Annotated in this window: 4 protein-coding genes; all 4 read right to left on the bottom strand. The window is 67.6% G+C overall.

What is annotated here, in order from left to right:
* Positions 1–68: 68 nt before the first annotated feature.
* From PXK01_RS01190 to PXK01_RS01205, 4 genes are read right to left on the bottom strand one after another with little or no spacing between them, the layout of a single operon-like run.
* Entirely contained in the window at positions 69–7,745 is a 7,677-nt protein-coding gene (locus PXK01_RS01190) for a non-ribosomal peptide synthetase (RefSeq protein WP_274858520.1), read from the bottom strand.
* Complete coding sequence (locus PXK01_RS01195; protein WP_274858521.1) at positions 7,742–10,480, bottom strand: non-ribosomal peptide synthetase; 2,739 nt, start codon at positions 10,478–10,480, stop codon at positions 7,742–7,744. The genes PXK01_RS01190 and PXK01_RS01195 overlap by 4 nt, the downstream gene beginning before the upstream one ends.
* Positions 10,477–12,075: a radical SAM protein gene (locus tag PXK01_RS01200; protein ID WP_274858522.1), complete on the bottom strand. Its 1,599-nt coding sequence runs from the start codon at positions 12,073–12,075 to the stop codon at positions 10,477–10,479. Before PXK01_RS01200 ends, PXK01_RS01195 begins: the two co-directional genes overlap by 4 nt.
* Positions 12,072–18,968 carry a non-ribosomal peptide synthetase gene (locus tag PXK01_RS01205; RefSeq protein WP_274858523.1) on the bottom strand — a complete coding sequence of 2,299 codons (6,897 nt, stop codon included), beginning with the start codon at positions 18,966–18,968 and terminating at the stop codon, positions 12,072–12,074. The genes PXK01_RS01200 and PXK01_RS01205 overlap by 4 nt, the downstream gene beginning before the upstream one ends.
* Between the last annotated feature and the right edge of the window lie 39 nt (positions 18,969–19,007).

Here is a 19,007-nt window from a genome sequence, read left to right on the forward strand (position 1 = left end):
TAGGCAATTTGCGAAATCAGCCTGGGCGGGCGTTTTCCGTCTGATTTCTCGTTTCCTTTACGCCCCCTTCAGACACGGCGGACCTCGCTCATGGTCTCCTGCAGCGCTTCGGCCAGGGGGCGGATCCCCGCTTCATCGCGCCAATCGGCGTCGTATTTGATATGGCAGGCGTATCCCGCGCCCTGCGGGGTCAGGATCACCACCAGCCGACAGGTGGTCACCGGCGCCACCTCCCAGATCCGGCTTCCCGGCAGAAAGGGCGTCGCCTGCAATGTGCCAGAGGAAATCGGAGCAGCTGCATCCTGATAAAGCAGCATCACCTCAAACGGCGGCCCCTGCGACAGATCCAGCCCCGCCAGGACATCCTCGAACGGCAATGTCCCTTCCGCCAGGGCTTCCAGCACCGCCTGCTGGGCAAGTGGCAGCAGATCGGCGGCGCGCTGGTCCGCGTCAAGCGCGAGGCGCAGGACAACGGTATTGGCCAGTAGGCCGATGGTGCCCATGGCCTCGGGCCGGTCGCGACCGGACACCATGGTGCCAATGCGGATATCGCGACTGCCGAACACCCGGTGCAGGGCCAGGGCCAGCGCTGTCAGGGCGCGGACGAAGGGCGTGCTCTGCCCGGGATCCGATGGGCTTGGCAGATCTGTGATATGCCAGGGCAAAACCGCCATCCGGCGCGGCGCGGCGGGCTCGGCCTCTGGCGTGCCCAGTTGCACGTAACGCGGCCCGGCCAGGCGCCCTTGCCAGAACGACAGGCTCTTCTTTGCCGCCGGGCCTTGCCGCCAGGCCGCCAGGGCGCGCGCCGCATCGATCATCTGCCATCCGGGCGGAGACAGGCGTTCGCCGCGATAAAGCGCCCAAAGATCCGACGCCAGGATGCCCACCGATATGCCATCCGACACCGCATGGTGCAGCACCAGGACCAGAATGTGGTCCTCCGGCCCCAACCGCAACAGCCGGACCCGCATCATCCGCCCCGCCCCCAGATCAAAGCCGGTCTCCACCTCCTGCCGGATCGCCACAAGCGTGTGCTTCTGCCAATCCTGCGCGGGGATCTCTTCGATGGGAAGCGGCACCTCTGTCAGCGGTAGAACCTGTTGCAGAAGCTGCCCCTCACGCCGCAGGAACCGGCTCCGCAGGGCGCTGTGGCGCGCCACCAGATCGTTCAGGGCAGCCTGCAACCGCGCCGGGTCAAGCGCGCCACTGAGCCGCATACCCCCGGCCATATTGGCAAAAGCTGTCTCGCCCAGCGCCTCTTGCACGGCGGCAAAACTCTCCTGACCCGGGGTCGCCGGTGCCTCTTCGCCGCCCCGAGGCGCCGCTGGCCGGGCGGCGGGCAGGCAGGCCGCGGCCGCGCGCCACAGGGCAGAGGCTTCCAAAAGCGCCCGCAGGGGCAGCGCCAGCCCATGGCGCAGCCGCAGCCGCGCCACCACCTCTGCCGCCGCCAGCGAATGGCCGCCAAGATCCAGAAAACCCGCATCCCGCCCCGGCGGCGGGTCGAGTTTCAGCACCTCGCCGCAGATCTGGCACAGGGCGGTCTCCTGCCGGGTGCGGGGTGGCTCGGACCCTGTGGCCTGCTCCGCCACCTGCATCTGCGCCAGCGCCTGTTCGTCGATCTTGCCCGCCGCCGTCACAGGCAGGGCATCGAGCCACAAAAAGCCCTGCGGCAGCACCGAGCGGGACACCCGCGCCCGCAGCGCCGCCCGGATCTCTCCGTCAGTCCTCCGCGCGCCGGTGAGATAGGCCATCAGGCGGCCGCCAGTCAGCATCACATGCGCGCCGGTCACCCCGGGCAGCGCCAGAAGTGCTGCCTCAAGCTGTCCCGGCTCCAGCCGGATGCCACGCAGTTTGATCTGGCGATCTCCCCGGCCAAGCCAGACCAGCGCGCCTGCCGCATCGCGCCTGGCAAGATCGCCGCTGCAATAGAGCCGCGCGCCGGGGCCTCCCGAAAAGGGATCGGGGCGAAACGCCGCGGCCGTCCTGCGCGGCGCACCCAGGTAGCCATCGGCCAGCATCCCGCCGCCCACATGCAGAACACCGGTCACGCCAAGCGGCACCGGTTCATCCGCGGCATCCAGCAGATACACCGCAGCCCCCGGCGTGGGATATCCGATCGGCAGCGTCCCATCCCCCGGCTCGACCGGCATGTTGCAGGCATCGATCGTGGTTTCAGTCAGCCCGTAGCAATTGAACAGGCGCCCCTTGGGCCAGACCTGCATCAAGCGGTTCGCCAAATCGCGGGTGACCGCCTCTCCCCCGATCAGCAGCAGCCGCAGGGGCGCCTCAGCCACCCCCGGCACCTCGGCCAGCCGTGCGGCCCGTGAGGGAGGCAGATCCAGCACGCTACAGCGCTGCTGCACCAGGATATGCGCCAGGGCCGCCATATCGCTGAGCGCCTCTACAGGCGGCACCACCAGCGCCGCACCGGCCGTCAGCGTATCCAGGACCTGCGACACGAAGGGATCAAAGGCCGCAGCCGTGGTCAGGCAATGGCGATCCGTGCGACGCAGGGCCAGCCACTCCGCCCCGGCTTGCAGCCGCAGCTCCAGGGCCCGGCGCGATACCTGCACCGCTTTTGGACGTCCAGTGGAACCCGAGGTGAACAAAACATAGGCAGGGGCGGCCTCTGCTGCGCTGCGAGGGGGGATCGGGTCGGCTGCCCGCGCCGCGTCAAGGCCAAGCACGCGGATGCCAGCCATAGGGGGGCGATCGCCCTGCACCAGGACCAGGCTGGCACCGGCCAGCGACAGCCGCTCCTGGCGCAGGGCCGGTGGGTCGCCCGGATCCAGCGGCATGAACCCCGCCCCCGCCGCCAGCACGCCCAAGAGCGCCGTGACCAGGTCGCGCCCATGCGGCAGGTCCAACGCCACGACATCGCCCGCGCCGATACCGCGCGAAACCAGCGCCCCGGCCACGGCACGGGCCTCTCGTGCGAGTCTTCCTGCCGCGATGCTCTGCCCCTCGTCAATCAGGGCCGGAACCTCTGGGTGAAGCGCCGCGTGCTCAAAGAACCGCAACAGACGCGGCACCTGCGCGCGTGGCGCGGCACCCCTGACCGAAGCGCCCCGGATCAGGTCCCGTTCCCGGCGGTCGAGACAGGCCTCAAGATCCAGCGCAGCTGCGGGATCCCGCACCACCGCCAGCAGCACCCGGCGCAAGACGCGCGCAAACCGGGCAATATCGCGAGCCCCATAACGCGCCGGATCCGCCTCGATCAGCAGCCGCAGATGACCGCGCGCCACATCCACGGTGAAATTGGTGCCAAAGGGGTAATGGGTGTATTCCACCTCCTCTACCGCCTCAAGCGCCAGATCGCCCCCGGCAATGCGCGCCCGCGTGGTGCGGAAATCGGTGAAGTTGAAGGTGCTGGGGAACAGTTCCGCGCCCCCCGCCTGCCGTTGGATTTCGGAGCCGGGGAAAAACCGATGCTCCATGAGCCTGCACTCGGCCTGCCAGACATCCTGCGCCAGGGCGGCGAAACTGCGGCGCGCCCGCTGCCAGGACACACAGAGGGGCAAGGTGTTGACGAAAAGCCCCAGAACCGCGTCAGACCCCGGTCCCGGCGGGCGTACGCCGACCGTCAGCCCGGTGCGCACCACCTTGGCCCCGGTCAGATATCCCACCGCCACCACATGCGCCGCCAGCAGCAGGCTTTTGAGCGGCAGATCCAGCTGGTCGCCCGCCGCCCGAAGCCCGGCCAGCAGATCGGGCGGCAAGGGAATTTCGCGCATCCGCTCGCCCGCGCCTGCCGGACCAAAGAGGCTTGGCAGCGGGCGCGCATCGCCTTGCGCCAGTTGCGCCTGCCAAAAGGCAGCCGCCTCAGGGTCGGCAAGGGCCGCCCGTTCGCGCGCCACGTAATCTGCAAACCGGGTCGCGGGTGGCGGCGCAAGCGCGGGCAGCTGCCCGGCAAGATAGGCCCGATAGCGCTCCAGCAGCTCGCCCAGGAAGAGGTTGACGCTCCAACCGTCCAACAGGGCATGGTGATGGGTGAAGGTGATCCAGAAGCGATCCGCCTGCAAAAGATGCGCCGTGATGCGCCAGGGCGGCTCCCGCTCGATGTCAAAGCGGCGCCCGCGTTCGGCGTTCAGGAACTGTGACACCTGCCGCTGCTGCTCGCCGCCGGAAAGGCCGCGCAGATCCACAGAGGCAAAGGGGATATCGATCCGTGCCTGCACCTCCTGTTGCGGCGGGTCGCTGGCCAGATCGAACAGGCTGCGCAGAATGGCGTGGCGTGCGGTCACATCCGCCAGGGCCCGCTGCAAGGCCACGGGATCCGCGGCCAGCTGCAATCCGTATCCCAGGACACAGTGGTAGACCGGCTCTTCGGGGGTGATCTGCATGTGATAGTGCATCCCCCGCTGCAGCAGCGTCATGGGATAGCGCGCCGGAGCCTCGCGGGAGGTTTCTGCCTCGGGCCGCTCTTTGCCCAGCCCGACCGCCGCTTGCCCCTCCAACGCCTGGGCCAGGGCCGCAACGCTGCGCATCCGGTAAAGCGTACCGGGATCGACCGGCAGCCCCGCTGCCGTCATTTGTCCGGCCAGTGTCACCACCTGCATGGAATCGCCCCCCAGAACGAAGAAATCCGCGTTGCGGTCCGGCACTGCCCGCCCCAGCACCTTTTCGAAATGCCCGGCGATGCGGCGCTCCAGCGCAGAGGCGAACCCTTCTGCCTCGGGACGGGGCTGCGGCTCCGGTGGCAGAGGCCGCACCGCCAGGGCATCCAGGTCGACCTTGCCGTTGCCGGTCAGCGGCAGCGCTTGGAGGGCCAGGATGCGGGCGGGGATCATATAGACGGGCAGCCGCGCAGAAAGCGCCGCACGAAGCTGCGCTTCGTCAATTGCGCCGCCCGCGGGCACCACCCAAGCCCAAAGGGCGCCTGCCTGCCCGTCCTGCTGCACGGCGGCAACCGCCTGGGCGACACCGGGATGATCTTCAAGGGCGGCTTCAACCTCTCCCAACTCGATCCGAAAGCCACGCAGCTTGATCTGGCGGTCGTTGCGCCCCAAGTGATCGAAATCCCCACCCAGGCGCGCCCGCCCAAGGTCACCAGACCGATAAAGACGGGCGCCGGGCTGGCAGGGATCGCAAATGAACCGCTCCGCCGTCAAAGAAGGTCGCCCCAGGTAGCCCCGCGCCACGCCGGACCCGCCAACCACCAGTTCGCCCACGACCCATGCCGGCAGCGCATGCCCCTGGGCATCGCAGATACGCAGCGACACCCCCGGCAGCGGTGCGCCGATCCCACCCGAAAGATCCTCTGCGGTGAGACGGCGCCAGGTCACATGCACCGTGGTTTCGGTGATCCCGTACATGTTCACCAGCTGGGGGCGGTCCAGGCCAAATCGCGCAATCCAGGCACGCAGATGATCGGGCACCAGCGCCTCTCCGCCAAAGATCACCAGGCGCAGCGCCCCCAGCCGGTTCGCCTGATCGATGGCCGCAGGTTGCAGCATGCGAAAGGCCGAGGGGGTCAGGTTCAGCACGGTGACCCGCTCTGTCGCCAACAGGGCCACGAACCGCTCGGGCGCGCGGCTGACCTCGTAAGACACCACGACCAGCCGCCCACCGGTCAGGAGCGCTCCGAATATCTCCCAGACCGAAAAGTCGAACGCACTGGAGTGAAACAACGTCCAGACGTCCTTTTCGGTAAACCTGAACCCTTCGGCCGTGGCCGCGATCAGCGCCGCGACATTGCCGTGACTGATTGCTACCGGCTTGGGCAGCCCCGTCGATCCGGAGGTGAAGATGAGATAGGCCAGATCGCCCGGCCCTGCAGGGCACCGCTGGCCATCCTCCTGAGCCCCACGCAGGGTCTCGGGCGTGATGCTGGCGCAGGGGAGATCCGCGCCAGCCGGGGCAATGGCCAGCCTGACAGCGGCCTGCGCCAGCATCCGCGACAGGCGCTCCTGCGGGGGCGCATCGCCAAGCGGCAGATAGCAGCCCCCCACCTCCAGCACCGCAAGGAGCGCCGCCACCATATCGGCCGAGCGCGGCAGGGCGATGGCGACGACATCGCCGCGTCCCACCCCGGCGCGGCGCAGCCCTGCAGCCATGGCACGCACCTGGCCCGACAGCACTCCATAGCTGAGGTGCTGCGCGCCGTCGCTGATCGCCGTGGCATCCGGCATCCTTGCGGCCATCTCTTGGAACCGGGCAGGCAGGCTCTGCCGGGGCAGATCAGGCCCCGGTGGGGCGGCAACGCGCGGCGCAAGACCGGGAAAGCGCAGATCGGCAACCGCACGCTCCGGGTGCTGCAGGGCGTCCGTCAGCAAGGCGTCCAGCAGATCAAGGATATGCCCTGCCCCCTCGCGGTCGAACAGCGCGCTGCGGTACTCCAACGCCAGGCACAGCCCGTCGCCAACGCGGCGCAGGAACAGCGTCAGATCGTATTTTGCACCGGCGGGCGCAATCTCCACCATCTCCAGAGGTTCGCCATCCAAAAGGCGCGGTCTGGGCGCGTTGCCCGCATCGGTGCAGGCCACGTTGAACAGCGGCGAATAGCCTTGCTGCGTGTCGCGGCCGAACCGCTCTACCAGCCGTTCAAAGGGCAGCCGCGCATGGGTGATCCCCCCGGCCAAAGCATCACGCAGGGCATCACTCAGCCCGGAAAAATTCTGCCCCAAGCACCCGCGCACCGGCAGCGGCATCATGTTGAGATACAGCCCCACCGCGCGCTCCAGCCCGCTCTCGGAACGATCCGCCATCGGCACGCCGATACAGAAATCCTGCTGCCCGCTCATCCGGGCCAATAGCGCCGCCCAGGCGGCCAGAACCACGGTATAGACCCCCATGCCGCGCGCCCGGGCATGGGATCGCAATGCGTCAGCAAGATCGGGGGCAAGCGGGCGCTGTTCGGTGGCGCCCGCAAAATCCCGCGCCACGGGACGGGGCCCAGCCAGAGACAGATCCAGCGGCGGCGGCAGCGGGGTAAGCTGCCGCGCCCAATAGGTTTCGGCATGGGCGGCGTCGGGGCTCTTGAGCCAGGCGTGCTGCCAGCGGGCAAAACCTGTCGGCGACACCGGGGATTGCGACTTGGGTGCCTTGGCCCCCTCCAAAGCCTGCGTGAACTCGGACAGCAGCACATCCAGCGAGACGCCATCCACCGCGATATGATGCAGGACGATCACCAAGAACCGCTTGCCCTTCTGCAGCGGGCCAAGCGCCGCCCTCCAGGGCGCGTCCTGCGCCAGATCGAAGGGGCGCTGCGCGATCTGGCGCGCCTCGTCTTCATCTTGCAAGCGGAGCAGCGGCACGTCGCAATCCAGATCGCTCACTTGGTACAGGACGCCATCGCTTTGGCGAAACCGGGTCCGCAGCGCGGCATGCCGTGCTGCAACCGTGCTCAGCTCCGCCTGGATCCGGCCCGGGTCGAACCGCGCTGGCAGGCGCAATCCGGCGGTGATGTGAAAGGCAGCGCCCGCGTCAAACAGGCGCTCACTGACCCAGATCCGCTCCTGCGCCAGGCTCGCGGGTGCCAGATTATCGGGTGCCTGGTTGGCCGATGCCAGATTGGCCGATGCCTGGCCTTCCGCGCTTTCCTCCGGCGGCCATCGGCAGGCTCTGAGCCGCTCCAGAACCGCCGCCCGGGACGCCAGCAGCCGGGCCTTGAGCTCCGCGTCCAGGACCCCTGGCGGCGCAGAATAGGCCAATGCCTCCCCATCCAGCCGCAGATGAATATCCCGCGCGGCCAGATCCCGGAACAGCTCTGCCAGAGGGTCTGAGGCAGGGGCGGCGATATTCACAAAACACCCTCCTCCCGTGGCACACCCTGCGGCAGCCCCACCGCGGCGAGCAGCCCCGCTGGTGTCGGGTGATCAAAAACGTCGCGCACCTGCAGGTCGGGGAACCCGGATTTGCGCAACGCGGCCACCATGCGGATCGCCAGCAGCGAATGACCGCCCAGTTCAAAGAAGTTGTCCGAAGGCCCCACCGCGACACCGCCCAGAAGATCGGAGAAGATCGCGATGACCTCCGCCACCTTGGGATCCAGATCACCCGGCACCTCTGCCGGGGCGGCAGGCTCCGGGAAGGCCAGCGCGGCAATGGCCCTGCGGTCCACTTTGCCACTGGCTCCTAGCGGCAACTGCTCGACGGGCAGGATCGGAGCCGGGATCAGGGCCTCGGGCAGACGCTCGGCCAGGTGCCGCTGCAGGGCGCGGGGGCGCAGCGGCTGATCCAGCACGACGCAGGCAGCCAGGCTTTGTCGGTCGGGCGCAGGAACCACTGCGGCAGCCCTGACAGCTGCGTGCTGTTCCAAGGCCTGCTCCACCTCGGCCGGGTGCAGCCGATGGCCGCGGATCTTCACCTCGTCATCGCGGCGCCCCAGATAGTGAAGCACCCCGTCCAGATCCAGCCGCACCAGGTCGCCGGTGCGATACATGCGCTCGCCCGGCATCTCAGAAAAGGGGTTTGGCACAAAGGCGCAGGCCGTGTCGCCCGGGCGGGCATGGTAGCCCTCTGCCAGCATGGGCCCCGCGATGAACAGCTCTCCGGCCTTGCCCTGCGGAACCGGGCAGACCCTGTCATCCAGCACATAGAGCCGCGCCCCTGCGATGGGGCGGCCAATCGGGATGAGGTCAGGCAGCGGGGCGGCGGCAGGAACCTCATGGGCAACGCAACCGACCGTGGCCTCGGTCGGGCCGTATTCGTTCACGATCCGTGCGACCCCAAGCCAGGGGCGCAGCTGTTCCGCGCGCAAGGCTTCGCCGCCCAGGATCAGGCAGCCCAGCCGCGGGCCTTCCCCCTCTGATGACGGCACCGCCGCCAGGAGCGACGGGGTCAGCTTGACCAATCCAAGATCCCCCGCCCCTGTCAGGGCATCGACCAGGGCGGCACCCGGCGGATCGGGCGGCAGAAAGCGCAGCGCCTTGCCCTGTAACAATGGTACGAAGAGTGACGTCAGCCCCATGTCCGCTTCGGTGCGGGCATGAACCGGACTGGATGCCTCAGTGGACAGGCGGTAGGCAGAGCGGGCCCAGTGCAGGTAGTGATCAAAGGCCCCATGGGAGATGCACACGCCCTTGGGCCTGCCGGTGGAGCCGGAGGTGAAGATCACATAGGCCAGATCGGCGGAGTGCGGGCTGGGGGCATCGGTCGGTCTCTCGGCCCGGGCGGTCAGTGGAATCATAGCGATCCCCGCGATAATGCCCTCCCCGCTGCCATCTGAAACCAGCAGTGAAATTCCGACATCTTCGGCCATCATCTGACGGCGACGCGCGGGCAGATCGGGCGGCAACGGCACGAAGGCGGCGCCGGACCGCAGGATCGCCAATACCGCACACAGCCAGTCGCGCCCCATTCCCAAGGCGACCCCGACGCGCGCGCCCGGCCCGGCACCCGCGCGGATCAACGCCCCGGCAAGACCATCTGCCTGAACCAGAAGCGCGGCCAGGCTTTCCGTCTGCGGTCCGGAGATCGCAAGGGCATCCGGCGCTGCTGCGGCCAATGCCGAAAGCCTGTCGAACAGCGGCTGGAATTGCTCTTCAAGCGGCGGCCCATCCAGATGGCGGCGCTGCCAAGCAAACTCGCTGCTACCAAGCACCGGCCGCAGATCCGGCGCCTGCTGCGCGGTAATCCAGGTCTGCAGCCGCTCCAGCATCCAGGCGGCCTGCTGATCCTGCAGCCGTTCGGGATCAAACAGCAGCCGCATGTGAAGGCGCGCTTCGGCTTCGAACAGCTCCAGATCACAGCCCGTCGCCAGCGCCGGAGCCGAGGCCTCCAGCACCTCGATCCCCGGCACCGCCTGCAACCGGTGCCACAGAAGCCCAGCCGTGCCCGGCGAGGCTCCGGATTCTGGCGGCACATAGGTGGATTGATGCGCCCGTGTAAGCGCCAGCGCCTCTGCCGCCGCAGCCGAACGGGCAGCGGCGCTTTGCCCCGGTTTGGGCACCCAAGATAGCGGCAGCGGCAGCGCAAAAGGACCGATGGCCCCCGCAAGCCCCGGATCGTCGCGCGGATCACAGAGCACGGCAAGATCCGGCGCTGCGTCAAAGGAGAGATCGAGGACCGCACGCCAGGCGCTCAGCACTTCGGCCACGCCGGGGGTATTCGACAGGGCCAGAACCGGGGTTGCGCGCACCATCCTTGGTGGCGCGACCAGGCGATCCTGCAAGACCGTCTGCCAATGGCGTTGCCCCTCCTCACCCATGTCATCGCCCAAGAGGCTCTGCTGCCACGCCAGGTAGTCCTCGTGCGATGGCACCTCGGCAGGCCAGGCTGTCTGGCCCTCACAGGCCGCCTTCAGGAGCAACAGCAATGAAGCCGGATCGGCGCGTGCGGCCGGTGCTTCAAGGGAGACCCGCACCCCGCGTGCCTCCGCCTGCAGATCCACACGCAGATCCGCCCCAAAATCTGCCAATCCCCTGATGGTCTGGCAGAGCCTCTCGGGCGATATGGCCTTGGCGACCCGCGCCTTCAGGCAGGAGGGCGCACCCCCGCGCGCTGCAAACCAGGAGTGAAGCCGGTCTGACTGCATCATGCAAGAACCTCCGAAGTGTGCAGCCGCAGGTCCGCCAGGGCATCGCGATGGGCCCTTTGCGCCGCCGCCTGGCTTTGCATCTGGAACTGCTGGCGATGAAGCGCATTTGCGCGCCGCATGAACCCTTTGAGATCGCCAAAGGACATGCCGCGCCCGCGCAGATAGGGGATCGACCAGAAATCGAAGGACCATTGCGGCAGCCACAGCGCGCTGCGCTCCTCCAGAAAGGCTTCCTCGATGAGATCCAGCGCCGTCGCGCTGTCCATGGTGGCATGGCGCCAGGCAAAACCACCGCCGGTGATATCGTAGCGGTCGCGCTGTGCCTCGATCGGGGCGCCAGTTTCGGAATACCAGGGCTGGATGCGATAGTAGTCCGGCGCGGTTTCATCCAGGAAGGCCAGGGTTTCGGCAACCGTCTCCTCGGTCTCTCCGGGGAAACCCAGGATGAAGGAGGCAAAGGTCAGCACGCCCGCCTGTTTCAGCGCCTTGATCCCACGCCGATAGTGTTTGGTGCTGGCTGACTTGTTCATCGCCTTCAGGATCGCCGGGCTGCCGGATTCAATGCCCAGGAAGACGCCACCGCAGCCTGCCTCCACCATCAGCGCGATGGCTTCCTCATCCAGGTTGGAGCAGCGCAGGTAAGAGTACCACTCGAACCCCCAATCCCGCTTGATCATCGCCCGGCACAGAGCCTTGAACCGTGGCAAGGGCACGTTGAAGGTATCGTCGATGAACACCAGATGCCGCACGCCCAGCGCCGCCAAAGCCTGCAACTCTTCGATCACCCTCTCAACGCTGGTCAGGGCCAGGACCCCTGCGCGAATGGGATAGCTGCAAAAGGAGCAGTTGAAGGCGCAGCTGCGGGCGGTGCGGGTCTGCACTGCCGGGCCCAGCCGGGCGGGCGCAAACCGCCGCCAGTCGATGACCCGCTGATCCATCGGGTTTTCCTCTGGCGCGATCAGGGTTCTGCTGCCATCGGCAAAGATCAGATTGGGCACCTGGTAGAGATCGCCCCCTTCCGCCAGGGCCCGGGTCAGGCGGCACAGGGTGCTCTCTCCTTCCGGGTCCGCCACATAGACGTCGGCACCCAGATCGCCCAGCGCCACGGCCAGCTCTTCGGGCGTTTGGCTGTTGCGCAGATGGTTGGCCACCAGGGGACCGCCCAGCACGATCCGCGCATCCGAGCGGGCGCGGATGAAGGCGACCATCTCATGCACCGGTGCATTCGTGACATAAAAGGTGGTGGTGATCGCCACGCAGCGCACACCCTGCGCAAGCAGCATGGCGAGGCGATCCGTCTCATCCTGAAAGAGGTTGATCCAATCGGCACTGAGGCCTGCATTTTGCAGCATGTTGACGAGGTAAACCGCCGCCAGGTTCGGAATTGCGCCACAGCGCATCGGCGGGCTGCCCGCCGGGCGAAACTGATCAAGCAGATCCATGTAGGAGCGCGCGCCGCCTTCCCCCTCGATCACCGAGAGCGCAAGATCCCTATAGGCCGGGCTGGTCTTGCCCATCCGCGCCAGCGCCGCGGCATGGGTGGCGGTGGCGGGCTCGTTATAGCCGATCACCAGACAATCGAGCGGCGCCGTCATGGGGCACCCGCCAGGGATTTTCCCTCCACGGGATCGCTCAACGCGACCAGGATCCTGCGCTGTCCCGTGTAGGGCCTGCGCCCATGGGCCGCCAGAAGGTTGTCCACCACGGCCATATCGCCCTGCTGCCAGGCGATGGGCGTTTCCGCCTCGGCGCACAGGCGGGCGATCAGCTGCGCATCCGCATCCGAAATCTCACCGCCACCGCCGAACCAGCATGTGCGCGGCAGGGCCTCTGGCGCAAAGACGCTGCGCAGGGCCGCTGTGGTCTCCGGATCGTGGCAGGCAGGATGCCAGATCGGCACCTGACCCACCCATGTCATCTCATTCGTCACCGGATGACGCGCCACCGCCGGGCGCCAGGCCTCGGTCACCGGCACATCCCCCTGCCAGCTGAGTTCGGCTTCCTCTTTGGCGCAGGCGCGGGCGAGTTCGGCAGGATCCGTCGTGCCATAGACCTGCTGCCAGCTTTTCTCCAGCCCCGGTTGATAGACCCGGCGATAGCGGATGCCTTCACGGGCAAAGCGATCACGCAGATCCACGGGCAGGGCCTGATAGATGCGCCGCCCGTCCAGCACCGTGGTTTCCCCACCGGTTTCGGCCGGGGTGAGGCAGGCAAACATGATCCTGCCCGGCCAGATCCGGTTGAAGGTATTCTCGTTATGCGCCCTCAGCGGCACATCCGCCGGGTATCGCACCGGTGTCTGCACCACATCCGAGGCCGCCACCGGTTCGTGTTCGCCATTCTCGTGGATCATCTCGCGCGACAGGCTGGCGGCGGCGGCCTCGAACTCGGCGGCATCCGTGATCCCCGCCCCGCGCAGCAACACCGCGCCCGCACGATAGAGGTAACGATCGATCTCTTCCCGGTTTTCGCGCAGCCAATGGGCCAGCTTGGCGCCTCGCACCGGCGGGACCAGCACCTCGGGGCAAGCGCCACGCCCCGGATCGGCTGGGCGTCGAAACGCGAGGCGCATCGGAGATTTCGAGGCATTGCCTTTTGCGGGCTCTGCAGGTGGCAGGATCTGGCCGATATCCCATTGCTCGCCCTGCTCCAGAACCCCACACAATGCCGCCTTGAGGCAATCGCGCCAGCTTTCGACCCGCGCCCTGTCAAACAGATGCGCCCGATAGGTGAGCCAGATCTTCAACCGCCCGCCGATCTCGGCCAGTTCCACCATGAGATCGGTTTCGACACGCGGCTCTGCGCCATAATGCGGGCGCAGCTCCAGCTCTGCGGCCCGCAAGGCCTCTGGCCGTGTGCCACGGTCGATGATCTTCAACTGGAAGACCGGCATTCGTCCGTTTTGGCGCGGCGCCTTCACCGCGCGCACCACCTCCTGAAAGGGTACATCCTGATCCTCGAAAGCCGCAAGCGCCGCCGCCCGGCTGCGCGCCAACAGGGCGGCAAGGTCAGGCTCCCCCGACAGATCCAGACGGATCGGCAGCTGGTTGACCAGGAAGCCCACGGCACTGTCGCTGCCCGGCCCGTCGCGCCCCGCCGTGTCGGTGCCGAAAACCATGTCCTTGCGCCCGGCAATGCGCCCCATGACGGCCGCCACCACGCCGGAAATCGCCATGAACCGCGTCACGCCGTGATTCCGACACAGCTCATCCAGGCGCGCGACCTGCTCGGGCTGCAGCCAGAAGCCGGTATTGCCTGCGCTCCTGTCCGGGTGGTCATGACCCTCCCGGTCGCCGGGCAGATCCAGAAACGGCGGCAGCCCCTGCAAGCGCCGCACCACCCGACCCGGATGCCGATGCAACGGCGCTGCGGTGATCCAGCGGGCCGTATCCACCGGCTCCAGGCGCTCTCCACCATAAGCCCGGGCCAGATCCTGCAGAAGGATATCCATCGAGGCGCCATCGGCGATGATATGGTGCAAGGCGATCACCAGGGCCGCCTCTTCGGCGCCCTTGCGCAGAAGCCGCGCCCGCAACAGCGGACCGGTCTTCAGATCAAAGGGGCGCCCGGCTTCCTGCCCTGCCGCCATATCGAGTGTCGCGTCGCTCAGATCGGCGAGATCTTCGATGTCCAATGAGACGGCAAACCGATCTCCGATGCGCTGACGCGGGCCGTCGGGTGTGTCGTGAAACGTCAGGCGCAACGCCGGATGGGCCGCCAGCACCGCTTGCAGCGCCCCCTGCAAGCGGTCCAGGTCCAAGGGCCCGTGCAGGCGCAGAGGGGAGACGATGGTGTAGATCCCCGTTTCCCGCTCCCCCTCCAACTGCTGCAGCATCCAAAGCCGCTCTTGTGCGGGTGTCAAAGGCAGATCGCCCTGCGGCAGGGTCTGGCCGCCATCGGCCATGATCGGCCCTCCGGTCTCGATCGCAATGGCCAGCGCCCTGAGGTTGGGGCTGCGATAAAATCCCGCCAGCGGCAGGTCCACGGCAAAGCGCCTGCGCGCCAGGGCGATCAGCTGCATCGCCTGCAGCGAGGTGCCGCCAATGGCAAAGAAGTCCGCCGTCACCGGCACCTTGGAAATCGCAAGGACATCGCGCGCAAGCTCAGCCAATTGGCGCTCTGTCTCGGTCGCGGGACCGTCATCGGCAGTTGCCAGAACCTCAGGCTGCCAGTCCGGCAGAGCGGCCCGGTCCAGCTTGCCATTGGCGGTACGCGGCAAGGCGGGCAGCGTCATCACCCCGGCGGGCACCATATGGCGAGGCAGATGCTGGGCGGCCTCGGCCAGCAGGCGCGCCTCGGCCCTGGGCGGCGGATCGCGCAGCACTGCATAGGCCACCAGACGCGCGCCCCGCAGCATCACAACGCAGTCGCGCACGAAGGGCAGCCTGCGCAGACAGGTCTCGATCTCTCCGGGTTCGATCCGCTGTCCGGCCAGTTTGATCTGGTGATCGGCGCGGCCCAGGTAGACCAGCTCTGCCGCCGCGTTCAGCCGGACGATATCGCCGGTATCATACATGCGGGCGCCCGGGGTTCGGGCAAAGGGATCGGGGCGGAAGGCCATGGCCGTCTTGCCCTGCGCCGCCACATAGCCCCGCCCCACACCGACACCGCCCACCCAGAGACGCCCCGCCGCCCCCTTTGGCACGGGCATCAGACGGGCATCCAGCACATAGAGCCGGGTATTCAGGATAGTCTTGCCAATGGGCACCGAACGCCCCGGCGCAAGGGAGCGATCGATCACATGATGGGTCACATCATCGGAACATTCGGTCGGCCCATAGGCGTTCATCAACGGTATCGCGGGATATCGCTGACGCCAGGCCTGGGCCGCATCCGCCGAAAGCGCCTCTCCGGTGACCAGCATCCAGCGCAATGCGGGCAGCGGCGTGACCGCGCCAACCTCCTGCACATCGTTCATCGCCCGCAGCAGGCCCGGCACCGTCTCGGCCACGGTCACATGGGCGCGTGCAAGCCCTGCCAGCAAGCCCGAAGGATCCACGGCGGTTTCCTCGTCAAAGACATGGATGCTCCCCCCCACCAGGAGGGCCGAGAGGAACTGCCAGATGCTGACGTCAAAGCTTTGCGGAGCGGTTTCCGCCACCCGGTCCCTTGCCGTCAGATCCAGATCCACCACCTTGGCCCAAAGATGGTTCAACATGCCATGATGCGTGACCATGGCCCCCTTGGGGCGCCCGGTAGAGCCGGAGGTATAGATCACATAGGCCAGCGTATCGGACCTGAGCGTCACAGGCTGTAACGCCGGGCCGATACCATGACGCAGGGCATCGACCTCCAGCAGGTCCCGCCCCGCCCCCAGCGCAGGATCGGGCATGGTCCCGCAGGTCAGCACCACCTTGGCCCCGGTTTCCTCCAGCATTTCCGCCAGGCGCGAGGGCGCATCACCCGGATCCAGCGGCATATAGGCCGCCCCGGCGCGCAGGATCCCCAAGAGCGCCACCAGCATCGCCACCGAGCGCCGCCCATGCACGCCGACGACATCCTCGGGGCCAATCCCTCGCGCCTGCAGCGCCGCCGCGATGCGGTCCGCCTGTGCCAGCAGGTCGCCATAGCTGAGCCACTCCTCCCCATCAGCTGCGGCGCGGGCCTGCGGATGTCTTCGCGCCATATCCTCAAACAGCGCCGGGAAAAGCCGGCCTTCTCCCGGCAGGGCCCGATCCGCTCCGGTCAGGACATGCGCCTGCTGCTGCCCCGCCGCCGCCCCTTGGGCGGGCAGATCCGCAACGGCGCGCTCGGGTGTCTCCAAGAGCCCTTGGAGCAGGGCAAGGAAGGCATCCGCGAAGGAGCGCACGGTTGCGGCATCAAAACGGGCAGCGCTGTAGCGGAAACACGCGTTGAACCCCTGCGCCTGCGGCTCCATATCCAACAGAAGATCATAGGGCGCATGAACCGGGGGCAGCTCTTCCAGCACCATGCGCAGACCGCCGCCCAGATCGCGCGGTCCCATTGGCTGGTTCTGCATCACGAAGAAACAATTGAGCCCGGCCTGGGCGGGATCCGCCTGCTCGCCCGTCTCGGCGGCCACCAGCGCATCGAAGGGCAGATCCGAGACCCGCTGCAGGTCCAGCCAATCGCGTTTGAGCCGCGCCAACAGAGCATAGCCATCCGGATTTCCGGAGAAATCGGCAGGCACCGGCAGCACGTTGATCAGCAGGCCGATCAACTGCTCCATGCCCGGACGCGCGCGCCCCGCGATCAGCGTCCCCACATCGAACCGCTGTGCTCCGGTGATACGCGCCAGCAGCATCTGAAAGGCGGCCAGGAGGATCAGGAAGGGTGTCACGCCGCTGCGCCCGGCCAGATCCTGCAGCTGCGCGCTCAGCGCCTTCGGGATCTCGAACCGATATAGCCCCGCGACCCGCGCGCCGGGGCCGGGATCGGGGGCATCATAGGGCAGGTCCAGCGGCGTCAGACCGGTTCCGAAACGCGCCTTGCGGGCCTTTAAGGAACGATCCAAGGCCTCGGGCGTCCAGTGATGGTCGCACCAGGCGGCATAATCGACGAAATCATAGGCCAGCTTTGCTGGCGCATCCCCCTGGCCGATGCGGGAGCGATAGTGGGCGGAAATATCCTCCAGGAAGGTGGCAATGGACCAGCCATCAAAGACGATGTGATGCACCGCAACCACCAGGGCCGGCTCCGCATTCGCCTGCGTCAGGGTCAAGCGCAGCACGGGCGCCGCCGCCAGGTCAAAACCGGTCTCGGCCTCGCGCGCGGCAATGCGTGCGGCAGGTTCATCGCTGTCGCGCACCTCGGGCCACGGCCCCTCTGCCATCCGGGGCTGACCATCAGAAGAACTCTCTACCCGCATGCGCAGCACCCGGTGGCGGGCCATCACATCGCCCAGCGCGCCGCGCAAAGCCTCTTTGTCCAATTCACCCTTGAACCGCAGCATCCCGGTCATGCTGTAGGACCGATCCTGCGGGTTCAGCTGATGCAGGAACCACATGCGCCGCTGGGCTGCCGTGAGCGGCACCGGGCAAGCCTGCCGCGCCGGGGGCCAATCCGTTTGCAGGCTCCCGATACCGCGCCCTGCCTCGACCAGCCGCAACGCCAATTCGCTGAGCCGGGGGGTGTCAAACACATCCCGCAGGCTGAGCCGCATGCCAAGCTGAGCGCGGATATCAGCGATCATCTGGATCGCCATCAGGGAATGCCCACCCAGATCGAAGAAACTATCGTGACGCCCGATTGCCTTATTCCCAAGCCGGGTCTGCCAGATCGCGGCAAGGCTGCGCTCCGCCTCGCTCACCGGGGGCTCCACGGTCTCATGATCGCGCGCTGTGGGCACTGGCAACGCCTTGCGATCGATCTTGCCGCTCATGTTGAAGGGCAGCGCCGACATCGGCACCCAAAGATCCGGGACCATGAAGCCCGGAAGATGATTGCCCAGGGCCCGGCGCAGCTCTACCCCCGTCAGATCCGCTGGCGCATACCAGGCCACCAAGGCAGGTCGCGCACCCTCATGCAGGCCCACCGCCGCATGGCGCACGCCGGGCAAGGCGCGCAGGGCCGCCTCGACCTCGCCAATCTCGACCCGGAAGCCGCGGATCTGCACCTGGGAATCGCGCCGCCCAAGGTAATCGAGGCTGCCATCGGCACGCCGCCGCGCCAGATCGCCGGTGCGATAGAGCCGCGCACCGGGTGTGGCCGAGAAGGGATCGGGGCGAAAGGCCTCGGCGCTGCGCAAGGGGTCTGCCAGATAGCCCAGCCCGACGCCGCGCCCGCCGATCCACAACTCCCCCGTCATGCCCGGCGGCAAGGGATGTTCGCGCCGGTCCAGCACATAGCAGGCCAGATTGCGCAAGGGGCGCCCGATGGATACCGTCACCGCATCCGCAGGCGGCGGGGTATCATAAAGCGCCACGCTGGTGTCATCGGAACATTCCGCCGGACCAAAGGCATTGATTAGCCGCGCATGGGGAGCTGCCGCCATCCAGCGCCGCGCCAGGCTCGGGGCCAGCGCCTCGCCGCAGGACGACACCCAGCGCAGACTTCGGGGCGGCGGCGGCGCGCCGGGGCGTTCCAGTTCGACCGCCAGCATCTCCAGTACCGCGGGCACCACCTGCAGCATCGTGACCCCACGCGCCTCCAGCGCGGCCAGGAATTCGGCGGGCTGTTCGATCAGCGCATCCTCGAAGACCTCGACCCGCCCCCCCACGGTTGCCATGACCAGGAATTGCCAGACCGAGATATCAGAGGCCACCGAGGCGGTCTGCGCCATCACATCCGAAGCGTCGAACTGCAGCAGATCGACCATGGCCTCCAGGTGATTGCCGTTGCCCTCGGCATGGACAACGGCGCCCTTGGGCAACCCGGTGGAGCCGGAGGTGAAGATCACATAAGACGGATCCTGCGCCCTGAGCGACGAGGGCGGATCGGCAGGCGCATCCTCCGGCGGCGTATCGGGCAAAGGCAGGACCACGGCGGCCTTTTCGCCGCGCTCAGGTTCCGGCATGGGATCGGGCAATGCCGTTTCCCCATCGGTCAGCACCACCGCAGGGCGCGC

It is taken from the genome of Phaeobacter sp. PT47_59 (genome assembly GCF_028890025.1).
In the GTDB taxonomy this organism is placed as follows: Bacteria; Pseudomonadota; Alphaproteobacteria; order Rhodobacterales; family Rhodobacteraceae; genus Phycobacter.